This window comes from Marivivens niveibacter, from assembly GCF_002150005.2.
Lineage (GTDB): Bacteria > Pseudomonadota > Alphaproteobacteria > Rhodobacterales > Rhodobacteraceae > Marivivens > Marivivens niveibacter.
This window is the reverse complement of the sequence record NZ_MSPP01000001.1, coordinates 1-17,665: the sequence shown is the minus strand read 5'-3', so window position 1 is coordinate 17,665 and position 17,665 is coordinate 1. Positions and strand designations below refer to the sequence as shown.

Annotated in this window: 13 protein-coding genes, 1 tRNA gene and 1 riboswitch; of the genes, 7 read left to right on the top strand and 7 right to left on the bottom strand. The window is 53.4% G+C overall.

Annotation, left to right across the window (positions count from 1 at the left end; all coding sequences use genetic code 11):
• The first annotated feature begins 92 nt into the window (after positions 1-92).
• From BVC71_RS00070 to nadC, 4 genes are all read left to right on the top strand, one after another.
• Entirely contained in the window at positions 93-2,381 is a 2,289-nt protein-coding gene (locus tag BVC71_RS00070) for a glycosyl hydrolase family 28-related protein (RefSeq protein ID WP_086450609.1), read from the top strand.
• Positions 2,382-2,524: 143 nt separating this feature from the next.
• Entirely contained in the window at positions 2,525-3,577 is a 1,053-nt protein-coding gene (gene nadA, locus BVC71_RS00065; protein WP_086449609.1) for a quinolinate synthase NadA, read from the top strand.
• An 8-nt stretch (positions 3,578-3,585) separates the two neighbouring features.
• A complete protein-coding gene (locus tag BVC71_RS00060; protein ID WP_086449608.1) occupies positions 3,586-5,151 on the top strand; it encodes an L-aspartate oxidase in 1,566 nt (521 codons plus the stop codon).
• Positions 5,148-5,996 carry a carboxylating nicotinate-nucleotide diphosphorylase gene (gene nadC / locus BVC71_RS00055; protein WP_086449607.1) on the top strand — a complete coding sequence of 283 codons (849 nt, stop codon included), beginning with the start codon at positions 5,148-5,150 and terminating at the stop codon, positions 5,994-5,996. Before BVC71_RS00060 ends, nadC begins: the two co-directional genes overlap by 4 nt.
• A 9-nt stretch (positions 5,997-6,005) precedes the next feature.
• Here the strand turns inward: nadC and BVC71_RS00050 are convergent, their stop codons facing one another.
• Both BVC71_RS00050 and BVC71_RS00045 read right to left on the bottom strand, forming a co-directional pair.
• Positions 6,006-7,331, bottom strand: a complete 1,326-nt coding sequence (locus tag BVC71_RS00050; protein ID WP_086449606.1) for a mechanosensitive ion channel family protein — start codon at positions 7,329-7,331, stop codon at positions 6,006-6,008.
• Between the two features lie 118 nt (positions 7,332-7,449).
• A complete protein-coding gene (locus BVC71_RS00045; protein ID WP_086449605.1) occupies positions 7,450-7,884 on the bottom strand; it encodes an acyl-CoA thioesterase in 435 nt (144 codons plus the stop codon).
• A 234-nt stretch (positions 7,885-8,118) separates the two neighbouring features.
• Here BVC71_RS00045 and BVC71_RS00040 point away from each other — a divergent pair, with 234 nt between their 5' ends.
• Positions 8,119-10,971, top strand: coding sequence for a cytochrome P450 (locus tag BVC71_RS00040; protein WP_086449604.1), 2,853 nt, complete (start codon positions 8,119-8,121; stop codon positions 10,969-10,971).
• On the opposite strand, the gene BVC71_RS00035 is transcribed toward BVC71_RS00040, so the two are convergent.
• A complete protein-coding gene (locus BVC71_RS00035; protein ID WP_086449603.1) occupies positions 10,968-12,578 on the bottom strand; it encodes a LuxR C-terminal-related transcriptional regulator in 1,611 nt (536 codons plus the stop codon). The genes BVC71_RS00040 and BVC71_RS00035 overlap by 4 nt on opposite strands.
• Positions 12,579-12,691: 113 nt before the next feature.
• Positions 12,692-13,231, bottom strand: coding sequence for a response regulator transcription factor (locus BVC71_RS00030; protein ID WP_086449602.1), 540 nt, complete (start codon positions 13,229-13,231; stop codon positions 12,692-12,694).
• A 156-nt stretch (positions 13,232-13,387) separates the two neighbouring features.
• On the opposite strand from BVC71_RS00030, the gene BVC71_RS00025 reads away from it, so the two are divergent.
• The gene (locus BVC71_RS00025; protein WP_086449601.1) at positions 13,388-14,914 is read left to right on the top strand and encodes an alpha/beta fold hydrolase; all 1,527 of its coding nucleotides are present in this window, start codon (positions 13,388-13,390) and stop codon (positions 14,912-14,914) included.
• Here BVC71_RS00025 and BVC71_RS00020 read toward each other — a convergent pair.
• Together BVC71_RS00020 and BVC71_RS00015 are read right to left on the bottom strand one after the other, a co-directional pair.
• Positions 14,911-15,996 (bottom strand): surface lipoprotein assembly modifier, encoded by a 1,086-nt coding sequence (locus BVC71_RS00020; RefSeq protein ID WP_086449600.1) that lies wholly within the window; start codon positions 15,994-15,996, stop codon positions 14,911-14,913. The genes BVC71_RS00025 and BVC71_RS00020 overlap by 4 nt on opposite strands.
• 6 nt (positions 15,997-16,002) lie before the next feature.
• Complete coding sequence (locus BVC71_RS00015) at positions 16,003-16,569, bottom strand: hypothetical protein (RefSeq protein WP_086449599.1); 567 nt, start codon at positions 16,567-16,569, stop codon at positions 16,003-16,005.
• Positions 16,570-16,743: 174 nt separating this feature from the next.
• Positions 16,744-16,872, top strand: a riboswitch (FMN riboswitch).
• Between the two features lie 69 nt (positions 16,873-16,941).
• On the opposite strand from BVC71_RS00015, the gene BVC71_RS00010 reads away from it, so the two are divergent.
• On the top strand, positions 16,942-17,379 hold the full coding sequence (locus tag BVC71_RS00010; RefSeq protein WP_086449598.1) for a 6,7-dimethyl-8-ribityllumazine synthase: 438 nt from the start codon (positions 16,942-16,944) through the stop codon (positions 17,377-17,379).
• Positions 17,380-17,470: 91 nt separating this feature from the next.
• On the opposite strand, the gene BVC71_RS00005 is transcribed toward BVC71_RS00010, so the two are convergent.
• Positions 17,471-17,547: transfer RNA gene (locus BVC71_RS00005), tRNA-Met, on the bottom strand.
• Positions 17,548-17,665: the final 118 nt, after the last annotated feature.

Here is a 17,665-nt window from a genome sequence, read left to right as displayed (position 1 = left end):
CGGTGGTCCCAGCGGCTGTTTACCCCGCCCTGCTAACCCTTTTGCCGAAGCGCGGCCATGTCTGGCCTGCGACGCTAGAAAAAGGGGTTACCATGAACAAGGCAATTACCGATGGCCTGCAACTAATGCCGCCAGCGTTTGCGGATGGTTTGGGTGTATGGTCCAGCGGCGACGGAACCGCAGGATCGGACACCTACGCAGGTTCGGGCGAAGGCGTCTATGTATCCGCTGACCAGAATTTCGCGGGCTGTATCGAAATCCTATCGACGTCGGCCCTGCAAAAACTGCGGTACATGGGCCAAACAACCATCCTACCGGGCTGCTATTTACGCATTACAGCGCGGGTCAAAGCGATCTCTGGTCCCTTGCCGCAAATCCGTATTGCAGGCTGGGCGGGTGGCGCGGGCGATCTGCATGTCGAAGGATTAACCGAAACCGGCCCTGAAACAATCATGCCTACCTACGGCGAAGTCGTCGAAGTATCCGCCATTGTCGGGACGGGGGCTCGTACCGGCGTTGATATGGTCTGGTCCGACGCGATTTACGGGCATTTTGGCATCGACATCATCAGCGGCGCTGGCGGCGTCATTCGCGTTGACGATATCACAATCGAAGATGTCACAACGGTCTTTCTGCGCGATATGATGGGCGTGGTTGATGTGCGTGACTACGGCGCAAAGGGCGACGGCGTGACCGACGATTCCGCAGCCTTCGAAGCCGCCGATGCCGACGCCAATGGCCGCGAAGTTCTGGTGTCCGCGGGCACCTATTACCTAGGCGAACACGTAACGATCGAAAACCAAATCCGTTTCGAAGGCACAATTACAATGCCTGAAAGCAAACGGATCCTTTTGCAGAAAAACTATGACTTTGCGACCTACGCCGATGCCTTTGGCAACGAAGAAATCGCATTTAAAAAGGCGTTTCAGGCGCTATTGAACAATTCGGGTCATGAATCGCTGGACCTATGCGGGCGCCGCATTCAACTGTCAGCCCCAATTGATATGCAAGCCGCCGAAGGCAGCAAAACCAGCTATGCGACACGCCGCGTCATCCGAAATGGTCAATTCGAAGCAGTCGAAAATTCAGCATGGGACACTGTCACTGTAACATCCCAAGCGACCTATTCCGCAGATAGCCCACGCACACTGACAGGCGTAACAAACGTCGCAAATATCGCGGTCGGATCTTTGGTCAGCGGCAATGGCGTGGGTCGCGAAATCTATGTCAAAGCGGTCAATGTCGCCGCGCAAACCGTCACGATCAACAAACCGTTGTATGATGCCGAAGGTACACAGGTATTTACCTTTGACCGCTTTCAATACCTGCTGGATTTTTCTGGTTTTGAATCCCTTTCGAACTTCATCATCGACGATGTGGAGCTTAACGGCCAAGGCCGCGCGAGCTGTATCATGCTGGCAAAGGACGGCTCTATTTTTCATGTCCGCGACTGCTTTATCAACAAACCTGCAAACCGTGGCCTGACCTCGATCGGCGGTGCGTGTCAGGGCCTGACGATTGATCGCTGCCAATTCCTTTCGAATGAAATGTCGCTCCCCGTGGCGGAGCGTGTCACGATCGGTTTCAACGCGAATATGAACGACGTCAAAATTCGCGACTGCCGCGTCGTACGTTTTAAACATTTCTGCACCTTGGCTGGCACCGGCAATTTGATTACCGGTAACCACTGGTTCCATGGCGACGGAGAGGATCTGGGCGTACGAAAGGGCGGTATTATCTTCACCTCGCCCAACTGCAAATCAATCATCACCGGCAACTACATCGATAACAACTTTATCGAAATGACCAACGAACACGACGCAACGCCTGCGCTGGGACAGCAGTATTCGTTTGGCGGTTTGACGATGACGGGCAACATTTTCACGGCCAATAACGTGGCCAGCTGGTTCAATTTCATCGTCATCAAACCGTTTGGCACAGGACATTTCGTGCATGGCCTTTCGGTCACCGGCAACACGTTCCGATCCCTAAACGGCAACATTCAAAGAGTCGAAACGGTCGATACCACCTTTGCCGATCTAGACTATAGCCGAATGCGTAACGTCTTGTTTTACGGCAACACCTTCAATGGTGTGACCGAAGAAACAGTAAATCCGGCGATGATTGAACACAGCCAGTCCACAGCATCACGCACATGGGTCATTGATACGGCGCCAACGCTGCCCTTTGGCGGGAGGGCGCGGGTTGTGGAAACACTCCAAAACGAAGGATCCATTACCAACGGATCAAATTCGGTCGATTATTCAACACCTTGGATCGAACCATCCTATGGAACTGACATGACCCAAATTGCTGTAAATTGGCAAAATGCGGTCAAAGGTACGGTTTGGGCACGCGTTCGCATGGATAAACCGTTGTAATTTTCGGAATAATTTTTCCCGACAGGTAAAATTTCCTGTCGGGGAAATATGTATTTTTTGTATCAGAAACGCATGTTGGGCTGGGTTTTCCGTACAATAGCCATTATCTGATGGGCAAACGGTAACCATCGGAGACCAGCCCGTTGCTAGATCTTACGCATGTTCGCACGATTTTGTCAGAGCATTACGACTTGGCCCCTTCCCAAGAGTTGGCCGACTCGATGCAAGACATCTACGAAAAAATGGACCGTGTGGTTACCCCATACGATTTCGTCATTTATGCGCCATACATCAAAGCCATCAATGAACTGAAAAAGACACGCAATGCGGTCATTCTGGGGCATAACTACATGACCCCCGAAATTTTCCACGGCGTATCCGATTTCGTCGGTGACAGCCTTCAGCTGGCCCAGAAAGCGACCGAGGTCGAGGCAGACGTGATCGTCCAAGCGGGCGTTCATTTCATGGCTGAGACGTCCAAAATCCTAAGCCCTGAAAAAATCGTCCTGATGCCCGACATGGAAGCCGGCTGTTCGCTGGCCGAAAGCATCACCGCCGACGGCATCGAAGAAATGCGCGCCAAATACCCGGGCGCGCCTGTCGTGTCCTATGTGAACACCACCGCCGAGGTGAAAGCCGCATCCGACATCTGCTGTACCTCGTCGAACGCCGCACAGATCGTTGCCGCAATGGACAGCGACACGGTCATCATGACCCCAGACCAATATCTGGCGCAGAACGTGGCGAACGATGTTCCGCAGAAAAACGTCGTTTACTGGCCTGGCTCGTGCATCGTGCATGAACAATACACCGCCGAAGATTTGAACGAATTCCGCAAATACAATCCGGAAACCAAAATCATCGCGCACCCTGAATGCCCGCCTTCGGTGGTTGAGGCATCGGATTTTTCGGGCTCGACCAGTGGCATCCTGAAATACGTCCACGACAACAAACCCAAACAGGCGATGCTGGTCACGGAATGTTCGATGGCGTCGAACATCGCGGACGAACTGCCAGAGGTCAAATTCTTGGGCCCGTGCAACATGTGCCCCTACATGAAAAAGATCACGCTGGAAAAAATCCTATACGCCTTGCACACGATGGAAGGTCAGGTCGAGGTTGATCCTGTGGTGTCCGAAAAGGCCCGCAAATCGGTCGAAGCCATGATCGATCTGTCGCGCAAATTGGGAATCTAACCCCCTAAATGAAAACTGTTCAGACTGACCGTATCGTCATTGTCGGCGCGGGTATGGGGGCGCTTTATGCTGCCCTCAAACTGGCGCCGAAACCTGTTGTGATGATCTCTCCCGAAGTACTGGGCGAGGGCGCAAGCTCTGCTTGGGCGCAGGGCGGCGTTGCGGCAGCCATGGACAAAAGCGACAGCCCCAAAAACCATGCTGACGACACGGTTCGCGCGGGTGCGGGTACCGTTGACGCGGATGTTGCCGATTTGGTCACACGCGAAGCGCGTGAATACATTCTAGACCTGACGTCGATGGGCACCCCCTTTGACCGTTCGGAAACTGGCGACTACGTGCTATCGCGCGAAGCTGCGCACAGCTTTGCCCGCGTTGTGCGGGTTCAGGGCGATCAGGCGGGCGCACAGATCATGGCGGCCCTGATTGAACAGGTGCGCAACTGCCCAACGATCCAAGTTTTAGAAGGCGTCATGGCGACCGACCTAGAAGTGACCAAAGGCCGCGTCACTGGCGTTGCGATCCAAGAAGCGGACGAGGCACGATCCGCCCCGCTGATGCTGCGCGGATCAGCTGTTTTGCTGGCGGGCGGCGGATCGGGCGGCCTGTATGCCGTGACCACCAACCCACCACGCATTCGCGGTCAGGTGATCGGCATGGCAGCCCGCGCAGGCGCATTGATCGCCGACGCCGAATTCGTTCAGTTCCACCCAACGGCAATGGATGTCGGCGAAGACCCCGCCCCATTAGCCACCGAAGCGTTGCGCGGCGAAGGCGCGACCTTGATCGACAAAAACGGCAAACGGTTCATGCTGGATGTCCATCCAGACGCGGAATTGGCCCCCCGCGATATCGTCGCCCGCGCCATTTTTTCCCAATGGAAAGACGGCAATCGCCCGTGTTTGGATACGCGCGCGGCGTTGGGCGAAAAGGTCAAAACCCAATTCCCTGCGGTCGCCTCTGCCTGCGCACGCAACGGCATTGATCCGGCGGTTGATCCAATTCCCGTGGCCCCAGCGGCGCATTATCACATGGGCGGCATCGCAACCGACACCGATGGCCGCGCGTCACTGGACGGCCTGTGGGTCTGCGGCGAAGCGTCCTCAACAGGCCTGCACGGCGCAAACCGTCTGGCATCGAATGGCCTGTTAGAAGCATTGGTTTACGCGCGTATCTGCGCCGATGGCATCGGTGCAGAAATCGAAACCGTCGATGCACCAGAGGTCACAATCGCATTCGATCCGAACGGCACGCCGCCCAACCCAACAGCGGTGAAAACGCTACGCGACACGATGACGGCCCATGTTGGCGTTGTGCGCAATCAGGCCGGTCTAGAAACCGCACTGCGCACCATCGACCAGCTGGAACGCGACCACGGCGACAGCCCATCATTCCTGAATATGTGCGCGACGGCGACGCTGATCGCGGCCTCTGCCCTGCTGCGCAAAGAAAGCCGCGGGGCGCATGAACGCTCTGACTACCCTGATACTTTGGACGGACCAGGCGAACGATCCCGCATGTTCCTGTCCGCCGCCATCGCGATCCGCGAAAAAATCTGCGAGGAAACCCAATGAGCTTTGCCACGGTCCCCGATCTGATCCTAGAACCAATGATCCGCAACGCGCTGCTAGAGGATCTGGGCAGCTATGGCGACGTAACCACCCGCGCAGTGATCCCAACAGGCACCACCTATGACGCGGCGATCAACGCACGCGCAGATGCGATTGTGTCGGGCATGCAGGTGGCCGAAATCACATTCCGTTTGGTCGACCCAACGCTAGAGGTGATCACCCACATCCGCGACGGCGAACCCTGCAAAAAGGGCGACCGCCTAATGACCATCCGCGGGTCGGCGGCATCTATACTGTCGGGCGAACGTGTCGCGCTGAACTATGCGGGCCGTTTGACGGGCATCGCCACCATGACCGCCAGCTTTGTCGCCGAAACCAAAGGCACGAACGCGCGCGTCACCTGCACCCGCAAAACCACGCCGAACATGCGTCTGGTTGAAAAACTGGCTGTCCTACATGGCGGCGGTTTCAACCACCGTTATTCACTGTCCGACGCAATCCTGATCAAAGACAACCATATCGCAGCCGCTGGCGGCGTGCGTCAGGTGCTAGAGGCGACCAAAGCCCACGCATCGCACATGATGGCCGTCGAAATCGAAGTCGACCGTCTGGACCAGCTGGCCGAAGTGCTAGAGGTCGGCGGCGCAAGCGTTGTGCTGCTGGACAACATGGACAACGACATGCTGCGCGAAGCCGTGAAAATGGTGAACGGCGCCATGAAAACCGAAGCCAGCGGCAACGTGAAACTGGATCGCATCGCGTCCATTTCCGCCACGGGCGTGGATTACATTTCCTCTGGTGCTTTAACGCATTCGGCAAAAACGGTCGATTTGGGTCTGGATTTTTGATGCAGGGCCCTAGCCCTGCAACGATCCACCTTTGATTTCGACAACACGGTGCGGGTACGGAATTTCGATGCCCGCATCCTTTAGCGCGTTCCAAATCGCGAAATTGACGTGCGACGTATATTTGTGACGTCCGTCATCGATACCATTCACCCAGAATTCCACGTTGAAATCGATACCGCTATCCCCGAACCCGACCAGTTCGCAATCGGGGCCTTCGGGATCGTCCAACACGAAATCCAGTTTGGCGACGGCCGCATTGATGATGTCAGGTACCTTGTTGATGTCAGTGTCATAGGACACGGAAAACGGGGCTTCGTACCTGTTGGCGGATCCGCTGTCGGAATAGTTGATCACGCGCGTTGTGATGAAATGTTCGTTCGGAACAACGATCCATTTCCCGTCAAAGGTTTCCAAAATCGCCGCACGAGCGGTCATTTTGACAATGGTGCCAGCCTCGCCCCCGTCCAGTTCGACATAGTCGCCGACGGTCGCCTGCCCCTCTAGCAGCAGGATAATGCCCGAGATGAAATTCGACGCGATCTGCTGCAAACCAAAGCCGATACCAACACCGATGGCACCACCCAGAACAGCCAAAGTGCTAAGGTTAATGCCCATAATGTTCATCAGCAAAATGAACGCGAGGCCAAAGATCGCGACCTCTGCCGCTTTGGTTGCCAATTCACGGGTGGCGGGGCGCAATTCCTCTTGTTTGCCGATATAGTTGCGCGACTGTCCGGTGGACCACTGGCCCAGCCAAAACAACAACGATCCCGCAATCACGCCGCGAATAACGGTGATCAGCGAAAACTGGATATTACCGACACCAATGGTTGTTTCGGTCAATTTCGCAATAGCAGGGTCCAATACGCCCAGCGCGTAAAGAACCATCACCGGCATCAGAACATATTTGCCCAGCAACCGCAGGAATGGGTCTTTCAACACATGTTTCGTCAGTGCTTGGGCCGCAAGCACCAAAAACACCCGTTTACCGAATGCGATAACGGCACCCGAACCAAACGCCGCGCGCGTTACGCTTTCCCCAATGCCAGTAAACGCATAGGCCAGCAAAGGCAGAACCAATGGCAGGAAAGACGCTGCCAGACGGCGCAATTCCGCGATCAGCCCCGAAGCGCCCTCTTTGGGTTGCAAGAAATCATTGATCTTGGGCGTGACTTTTTTGGCGGCATAGCGCGCCAAAAGGTAGGCCAGCACCAGCAATATAAACTGTGACCACGCAGCGGGACTCAGCAGCCATGATTTAGCCAGATCAACACCTTGTTGACCGTAATCCAGTGCTGTTTGCACAAAGGGCGGTAATTCCTGATCCGTCCACATACCAAAATCCCCAATCATATTTTATCATGCCGCTATCACGGAACAGGATTCTGCGGAACACTCCCCCCACGTCCATTCCCGAACGGGTGGTGAAAAATTCCCAATTGCAGCGGCTGGATCACGATCCGGGAAAAATCGCGCGCGAATTACCGTCTTCGTCCAACGCGACAAAGACAAAATCCGCATCGGTCACTTTGGCACCTTCTTTGGCAAAACGGGATCGCGCCCACACGTCGACGTGGATTCGCATCGATGTGCGTCCAACGGATTTCAGCGTTGCGTATAATGTGACCTCGTCGCCGACCTTAACAGGGCGCAAGAATTGCATCGCTTCGACGGCGACGGTTGCGCCGCGGCCTTGGGACACACGGCCCGCCAAATTTCCAGCGGCCAAATCCATTTGCGACATCAGCCATCCGCCAAAAATATCACCCGCAGGGTTTGTATCCGCGGGCATCGCGATGGTTCGGATCACCAAAACACCGTCTTCCTGTTGGCGTCCATGAGACGCGCGTTCGATACCGCGCGCTAGGTTGTCGGCTTGATCAGTCATTGCATTGCCCCCGTCGAAAATTGTCCCCGTCGGTGGTTACCACCGAACGCAATGATGACAAAGCCAATTAGCCCTCAATCGATCCAAGACAGTTTTTTCATTGTTTTCACCCAAATGGGTGACCGCTGACGCGCCTCAACCATTGAACGGTATGCGTTATGCGACAAAGATTTAACCAGTTGGGCAATTATTGGTCTGCCCGATTGGTTCAGTTGCTTGGTTGGGGATAGTGAGTTGGCGTTTTCTATAGCACAGTTGGTTGATCGGTACCCTTACGTCGTCCATCAGGCGATCAAAATCCCCTTTGTGCACAAGCAACTGAACCGAAATATTATTGGGCGCTACACCAGCTATGCGCCCGAACGACCGCGGAAGTTTTCGCTGAAATCGAACTATACATCGTGGTCGTCCCTAACAGACCGCAGCTACACGGGTCGACAACTGCCCGAAGATGTAAATCTACGGCCAAAACCAGATATCAAAGAGGTTGCCGAATTATGGCGCCGCACCGAAGGCCAAGAGGTCCCTTCGGTTGATACCAGCGTATTGTTCGCGTTTTTCGCGCAATGGTTCACCGACAGTTTTCTGCGCACGAACACCGAAGACACCCGCAAAAACAATTCCAATCATGAAATTGATTTTTGCCAGCTATACGGCCAGACCCAACATCAGACGGATATCCTGCGGTCTAAATCGGGCGGCAAACTGCGGTACACGATGCACGACGGCGAAATGTATCCGCCCTATTTGTTCGACCCCGACAAAACGACCAAAGACAACTGGGTGTTCGCCAATCCCGAATTTGAAAAATTACATGATCGCGCAGTGCTGGCTCGCAACCTCGCGCATTTTTCCGAAGACCGCATAAAATACGTCTACGCGACTGGGCTGGAACACGGGAACAACCAAATCGGCTACACAATGCTGAGCGTGATTTTCCTGCGCGAACATAACCGCATTTGTGATGAGTTGGCGGCAGCCTACCCCGAATGGGATGATGATCGTCTGTTCGCAACGGCGCGGATGATTATGATCGTCCTGCTGTTAAACATCGTCCTAAGCGAATACGTAGCCCAAGTTGGCGTAGTAAAATTTCCGTTTCAAGCCGAATTGGGCTGGGCAGAAAAACAGCCATGGTATCGGGGAAATTGGATCAATTTAGAATTTACGCTGCTGTACCGCTGGCATTCGATGGTGCCAGACCATCTGGAAATCGCAGGGCGCAAACTGACCCACATGGATTATCGGGCCAACCCAAAGCTGATTCAGGAATTGGGTATCGACACGATTATCACCGCCGCATCGCAACAAAAGGCGGGTAAAATCGGTCTGGGTAACACACACCATATGTTCCTTGATCCGATGCCCGCGAACAGCAACAATCCGTCGGTGCAAGAGTTGTCCTTGAGAATGGGACGAGACGCCAAGCTACGATCGCTGAATGATTACCGCGAACTGTTCAGGCTGCCGCGCATCCGTGACTTCAATGAACTGGTCGACGATCCTGTTTTGGCGAACCGACTACGCGAGTTGTACAAACATCCCGATGACATCGAATGGATGCCTGGCATTTTCGCGGAAAAACACGATGACGGCATGATGCTGGGCGAATTGATGCTGCGGATGGTGGCCTATGACGCCTTTACCCACGCGCTGACCAATCCACTACTGTCGAAAAACATTTATGGCCCTGATACGTTCAGCCCTGTCGGTATGGACATTATCAATTCAACGACCAGTTTCCGTCAGATTGTCGCGCGCAATTCCAAAAAACCAAACGCCGTTGTTTGTAGTTTTCAGGCGATCAAAAAGGTCCCTGGCCCGCAGAAATTGGCACCCCTGCGACGGATTGTCGAAACCGTTGATATGGCTGCGATCAGCGGTTGGACCAAATATCACAACACCCGCAAAGACCGTTACGATTCCACCGTGTTCCGCGCCCACGCGTTCAAATCAGGCGTTGTCATCATGGACGCCAAAGGATGCGAGGTATTTACGAACTGGGATGGCCGACTGGCCAAGACAGCCAGCTTTGGCGCGATCACCGTCCCGCGTGAGTTGACAGGCCGCGTAAAACCATCGGTGTTCGATAACACCTACAAACACAACAAATACAAAGCGCTGTACCAAAAGATCTTGCTTATGCGGCGGGGCGATTTTCAATCAACATTTAAATCTGTCCTGAACCGACATGCTGACACTTGGGCAGCCTGCGGCACCGTTGATTTCACAGATGACATCGAACGGTTCGCGATGGAGTTCCTGTTCGAATGGTATTTCGGTGTCAAAATCGACACCGATGATATGCGCGATCTGTATAACCACATTTTTTCGCATCAACCGCGCATCTTGGCTCGTTTGAATCCATGGTCGAAATTGAAATCGTCAAAGCGTACTTTGGACGGTGTGTTGTCGATGATTGTCGATAGTGACAAATTCCGCGAATATAGCGCGCTGGCGGCCAAAGACCGCCTCCACGACACCTATGAATTGGCGCAGCAACTGCTGTTCTTGGTCGGTATGAATAACTACCTTGGGATTCAATCGCTGCTGAAATCCATCATCGGTGAACTGTCAAACAACAGCGATTACGCAACCGATCTGCGCGGGCGTTTGGCCGAAACGGATAATGCACTGGATCTGTTGCAACCTTTGATCAAAGAAACCTTGCGTCTGCACCCGCCCGTTTTCTTTATCTTCGGCGTCGCACAAAAGGATTTCACCCTGCAATCCAAATCTGGCAACTTTGAAATCCGCAAAGGCGAACACCTAACCGGCGCTATCCCTTTCGTACAATCAGACGAAGAGGCCTACGACAAACCGCACGAGTTCAACCCAAACCGTTCATTCCACGATCCAAATTTGATCTGGTCCCATTCGGAACATTCCGCATCAGTCACGCCGCACGACCACGGATGCCCTGGCAAAGATGTAGCAGCCTATATCGGGGCAATGTTTGCCCAGACCATGCTGGAAAAATTCGATTGGACTCTGGCCAAACCTGCGGAATGGAGCACCCGAAAATATTCGCTGAACGTTGCGGCTCCTATCGGGAAAATGACGGCTACGATCAAACCACGTGGTTAAAGTTCGGCCAATATCTGATCGGCCAGTGACGCGACATCGCGGTGAGACTGGCGAAATTTTTTCGGGATGACAACAAACCGCGCATCGATGGTTGCTGCGAAATCCCGCACGAATTGAGCCTGCACAAACGGAAAATCCGCGTGCTGCATCAAGATCGTTTTAGGACGGATCAGATCATCGCGCCGAGACTGCGCCCAATCAACGGACAAATATGTGCAATCCGCGGCAGACCCAGTTCCCTTGCCTGCAAGGATGTCATCCAGATTGGGCTTGAGATATTCCCGAAAATACGATCCTGCGTCGTCCAGATGGGCAGGATCCACGTCATTGTCGGCCATCGCCAACAGTTGTTTGGCGGTTTTGACCCGCGCCGCCTGAGCGATGACAAAATTGGTCAAAACCCGCAACGTTTGCGGGGCATAGTGACTGGCCAATGCGCCAACGCGGTACATGCCCGATTTGTATTGTAGGGCGTCTTTGCGCGACAAAACGGGTGGATAGACATTTAACCCGAAGGCCAGCCGCGCGCGATTGGGCCGCAAAATGCCCAAGGTATAGGCCAATGCCATACCCGTCCCCATGCCCATTGGGGTGAACTCTTCAACGCCTTCGGCATCCAAAACAGCCAGATAATCCGCACAATGGCTATCGATCAGGCGGCGCCCCTCTAACCCGACAGCGTCAGAGGTTGCATAGCCTGCACGGTTCAAAACGATGACTTTCATTTTGCGGGCCCGAAACACTGCGTCAGTATCAAAAGGCAAATAACTGCCGCCCGAAAAATCGTTGCACCACACGACCGCATGACCGTCAGGATCGCCATAAACGCGGTAGCCCAGTTTCCGCCCCGCATCACGCATGATCATCCGCAGCTGGCCGCGCGGAACGGGCTGTTCTTCTTCGACAGAACTATGGGCCTGAATGCTATCGACAACGCGCTGGATGTCCTGCTGCCGATTAACAGACATTTTCTGCGCCAACGATTTGACCTGAGACCGAATTGTTTCGCGCGATTTCCCCAGCTGGTCCGCGATATCATTCACCGCCTCGCCGGTGACCAATAGCCGCAAAACAGTCATCTCCGAGGCCGAGATCAAAAAGCTGTCCATTAGGATTTGTTCGACCGACGTGCTGAGCTCTGTTCCCGTATCAACAACGATAAACTCATTCATGTTGGTTTTACGGACCAAATAAATTTGGGGTTCGGTCCGGTTCGTGGTTACGCGGACTAATGTTTCCGCACCCAACGCGCATTTTTTCAACCACGTTTTCAGACGCGTTAAATCAGAGGCAAATACGTTTTGTTCAAAAGCATCCCAATCACGGCCACCTTCGGCAACAACAGGCCGCCCATCAGCGTTCAACACGAATATTGGCGGCTTTGACAGACGCCGTTCCACCCCTAGCTGCGCAAGGTGCAACGACGTTAACCGATCCCATAACGGCTGCGACTGCGCCTCGATGCTTTGCAATCCATCCGGCGTTGCGTGATAAATCAACCACGCCTCCATCGTTGCCAGAAAGCGGCCAAAATGGGTCGGATCAATCGCGCATTGATACAATGACAAAAGCGCCGAATTCACGTCACTGGATGGATCGGTGGCCATCAAAAGCCCTATAACTTTGGTTTATCGGGCCAAGCTTATGCAAGGATTGCGGTTGTGTGAACCAATTTAAGGCAGATTCGCACGAACAATGTTACCCGCGTAAGTAGGCATAGCTAGGCAACCAAACCCAAACGGGTCGCAATAATAACAGCCTCGATCGTTGTACGGGCTTTTAATTTGCGTCGCAGATTGGCGGCGTGGAAATCGACTGTTGCGACAGAAATACCCAATTCATGCGAAATACGGTCGCGCCTGTACCCTTTGGACGAGAGTCGCAACAGGTCCAATTCGCGATTCGACAGTTGTGGAATTGCGCGGGGCGCCTCGTTCAGAAATAGGATAACTGCGACCAAGCCGCCCGATACTGGCAACGTGTTGACTTGCAACGAAACACCGCCCCCACAAGCGACATCAAACGACACAGGACGCCCATTCGCAGCCGCGTTCCTAGCGCGATAAAACTGTTCGTTTGGCCTAATGGTCAGTTGGTTTTCTTGCGTTGAAACACACTCAATCTGGTTTTCAATATGCCCAAACGCGGTATTCGAGCTCACAACACAGCCCGACGCATCAATCAACGCCAAACCAGCCCGATCCAAGTCAGGCGATAACGCGGATGCCCGTTCGATCTGTTTTGATGGCGATAATAACATAACTGCGTGCCCAAATACCCTTCACGCCTAAATTGCAGGCTACGGCACACCGTTTCGCCCCCCAAATGGGGGGCATGATGAGAATAATCAGCATAAAACCTAGATAATTAGGTAGTTACGTGTAGCCTGAACGCACATCCGTTTGGGAACGTTCAGATGAAAGACTCACCCAATTCCAAATCGAAACTATCGCAAACCGTGCACAGCGCCCTGCCCGATTTGTCGGTCGAACGGTTTGTCGATGCCGCGACCGAGTCTGATAATTCGCCCTACGAACGGTTCGTATTCCGTGCATTCGCGCAGTGCAGTTTCCCCATCGCGTTATTCGATCAGGACAATAAACTAACGTACGCGCGTGATCTGGACCCTATCTTTCCAGACACAATATGCGACGGCGGGCTTTCGGCGAACGGATGCGCGTTTGCAGTAAAAAACGACGCGCTGTTTTTCATTTATGATCGCATTGAACGATGGCCTGACGCCCCCAAAGGCACAAAATTTTTCGCGCTGCACCTAGATGCCGATCGTCTATCGTCAATTGCATCCAATTCGGCCGAAAACGCGGCATTGACCAACAGCGAATACATTCTGCTGGCGCATCTTTTACAAGGCGACGACCTACGCACAGCGGCTGAATCCGTTGGCGCCAGTTACGACACAAAGCGCAAACAGATCCAGAAAGTCATGGACAAACTGGGGCTGCATTCGCAATCAGCTATGCTGAAATCAATCGCGATGGATGTCGCCGCGCGGATTTTGGATGAATTGTTTGCTCAATCGCAACGTGATGCGGAAATTGCATTAGCCAAAAAACATTACGGCCGCGACATTATCATAAACCGCATCACGATTGGCGACGGTGTCGAAATTCCCGTTTGGGATTTTGGGGCACGAACCGGCCGCCCTATTTTGTATTTTCACAGCCTTCTTGCACCGGTCATTTTTTCGGATGATTTTGCACTGCGTCTAAAACAGGCCAATCTACGTCTGCTGATGGTACCGCGCCATTTTTTGGGTTTCGGTGAAATCGCATCCCCTGACATCAGGCAGGCGCGTTTAATCGCTCAGTTAGCCGAAACGGTCACCTATCTGTCCGAGGACCCAATGATCGTCATGGGCGATAGTGCGGGGTGCGCTTGGGCGGTTCGGTTTGCACGGGCACATACAGAATTAGTGTCGCATCTGTATCTTGCAGCAACGCCGCAATCCGGAAATGCGTGGAAACGCTCAACCCTGTTTAGCGAAGTCTCTACCCGCGTCAGGCAAAATGAACGGGTCATCAACGGCCTGACACGGTTGTATAATTTGATCGCCCGTGTTCCGACTTTGGCAAAACCTGCGCTGGGGCATATGTACAGACATTCAGATCATGATCAGGAAACGATCAAAGCGGCATTTGATACAGGCAACCTGCATCAATGGTTGAAATTGATCGCGAACCAAGCCGTGCACGCGTCCATGGATGAACTGATCAATCTACAGCGCGACTGGGTATCTGATTTGAGAAACCTGAATGTGCCCGTGACATTTTTACATGGGACCACCGACCCAATCTGCCCCATCGACGAAATTAAAGAGCTGTGCAACGATATCCCCCAAGCCACCTTGGCGGAATTTGATGATGCCGGTCATTTTGTCATCAGCCAGAAATTCAATCAGATCATCACGGGGCTTGCCGCCTAAAACCGATAGTCAAAACCGATCTGGCAATCGACATAGTCCGTTTCATATAGCGAAATATTGGAACCATGACGCGTGTAGGTGCAGCCAAAAGTCGGCGTTGCTCCCAGAAATTCGATCCTATCATCGGACAGCGTTAACCCGATTTTCGCGATATCATCTCGCCTTGCGTAATCGACACCGCTAAAGTCCTCATTATACCGACGCGCCGTCATTGATGCCGTAATGCCGCCCTGGATGTTGTCAGTAATCTCAGTTCGATAGTCAGCCCGCACCCCAACGCCCCAATATCGTTGATAACCAAGATCCGGCAAAGATCGTTCGACGGACAATCCCCAGCTATACCCATTGTCGTCAACGCGCTGCGCCCATCCCGCCGCGCCATAGACATAAGGCCCATCCAAATTGTCCTTGGTCAGATAATCGCGATGTTCCGCCCGTAAGGTGATTGTGCGGTCAACCTCACCTCTGTGCGTCCAAACCACCCGCGCCCCTATCGTATCACGATCCGAACCTGCATCGCCAAACCTCGCGCTGCTTATCTGCAGGCCAAAACGCCAATCATCATCCGCCGAATAGATCCTGTAGTCCGCTGATAATGATGCGTCCCAATGGCTGATATCTGCGTCCTCGTATGCTGTTCGCGACAGATTGCCCGTAACAGAAACGACGCGACCGCGTTTCACAGCCCAACGATAAGCCACCCCAGCAGAGAGTTGTAGCCCCACGCTGGCCTGACTTTCGCCCCCATTTTCAATTTCAAAATCACCAGAAGACGTTTCAAATACACGCGCGGTCGCAGCACGGTTCGCGTTGGAGCTAGGTCGTAAAGCAAACCCGCCTGTGACCTGCCAAGGGTGGCGTTTAATCGCTTTGGTCAATGCATCTAGGTAAATACCGGCCTGACTCGTTTCGCGTGTCAGATACAACAAATAGGCTTCGGCCCTGCGCGATTGGCCCGATTGAAGCATTTGTTCGGCCCGGGCCAACCGATCATAATTTACGTTTTGGGCCGCCCCAATCGGCGACCAAAACAGGTACAGGCACAGCGCGACAACACATCGTAAACCCCATGCCTGTACCATCACTCGTTACTCGGTCGCGACAAAACCGCCTTCGTGGTATTCGTCATCAATCGTACCAGATACATCGCCCTGAACGGCAACATCACCACCGTTGTCATAGAACGTGCCGTTCATTGTCATATCAATCACGTGAGGGTCGTCATCCGACAGCGTACCGTCTAGATCCGCGCTCATTCCGCCATTTCCGACCGAACCTGCAACGGTAAGCGTGCCTGTCAACGCACCATCATCGATCGCCGATCCATCAGTTTCGCTATAAAGCTCAAAGCTCGTCGCGCTCCCCGACGCGGTGCCACCATCGAAATCGGCAGTCAGGCTTAGGTCACCAACAGCCTGCATGTCCTCTGACTCCCCAATGTCAGAAATAACGACAACACCTGTCATCGTCGCACTACCCGTCATCAACGATGCAGACGCTTGTTCTAAATCGCCCTCATCAATGGCGTTGTATAGGGTTTCTAACGATGCATACTCCGCAGGAATAACCGCCTCGCCTTCTTCCTCGCTTCCCAAACATGCCGACAACGACATCGCAGCTGCACCTGCGCACAGGGCAAATCCAAATTTGTTCATAATCTATTCCAGTCCAATCAGTGCCCCCCAACTCGGGCATAGCCAATGGTCCGCTTTTACCGCCAACGGGACAAGCTATAGAAAACCCTAGGCTAATGGGGTGGATATGACGCTACGACCCATTAACAGGTCGTAGCGGACGCTTGTGATCAACTGTGCAGTCAGGCATATATCGTACGTTCTCAGGGCGGGGCGAAATTCCCCACCGGCGGTTAAAGCCCGCGAGCGCCTACGCATGTAGGGTCAGCAGATCCGGTGAAACTCCGGGGCCGACGGTTAAAGTCCGGATGAAAGAGAACCAGACGACGTCCCATCAGGGGCGACGAATGGGCTACGCCTTGGGACCATTTTGAAACGTATAGGAATGGTTCCATGACTAAAAAACTGAATATCGCTTTTATCAAAGCCCGCTGGCACGCGGATATCGTCGATCAATCCTTGGTTGGCTTTGAAAAAGGTATGGCCGACGCTGGCCAAAATGTAGACATCAAAACATACGACGTCCCAGGCGCATTCGAGATGCCGCTGCTAGCGAAAAAACTGGGTCAAAGCGGACAGTTCGATGCAATCGTCTGTGCAGCCTTAGTTGTTGATGGCGGAATTTATCGCCATGATTTCGTCGCGGCCGCAGTTGTTGACGGCCTGATGCGTGCTCAACTCGACACTGGGGTCCCTACCTATTCGGTATCCCTTACCCCGCATCATTTCCAACCAACAGCCGAACACATCGAATTTTATACCGACCATTTCGTTAAAAAGGGCGAAGAGGCAGCTAATGCTGTGCGGATGGTTGCAGCGCTGAACATCTAAACGATTTGGGCAGGTCGATTGTGCCTGTCCAGACACCTAATCCACGCACCTAGGTGGTTCGAGGGAAGCGTATAGTTCCGTTGGATGATTTTGGTTGCGGGGGTAGGATTTGAACCTACGACCTTCAGGTTATGAGCCTGACGAGCTACCGGGCTGCTCCACCCCGCGATGTTTGTGCTTTTTGCACTGTTGCCAGTTGGTTATGTTAAACTGGCTGGGGTATTTTTCATCGTTTTAGAGAGATTTATTGGTTTTTACTAGGTCTGGCGGTGACTTACTCTCCCAC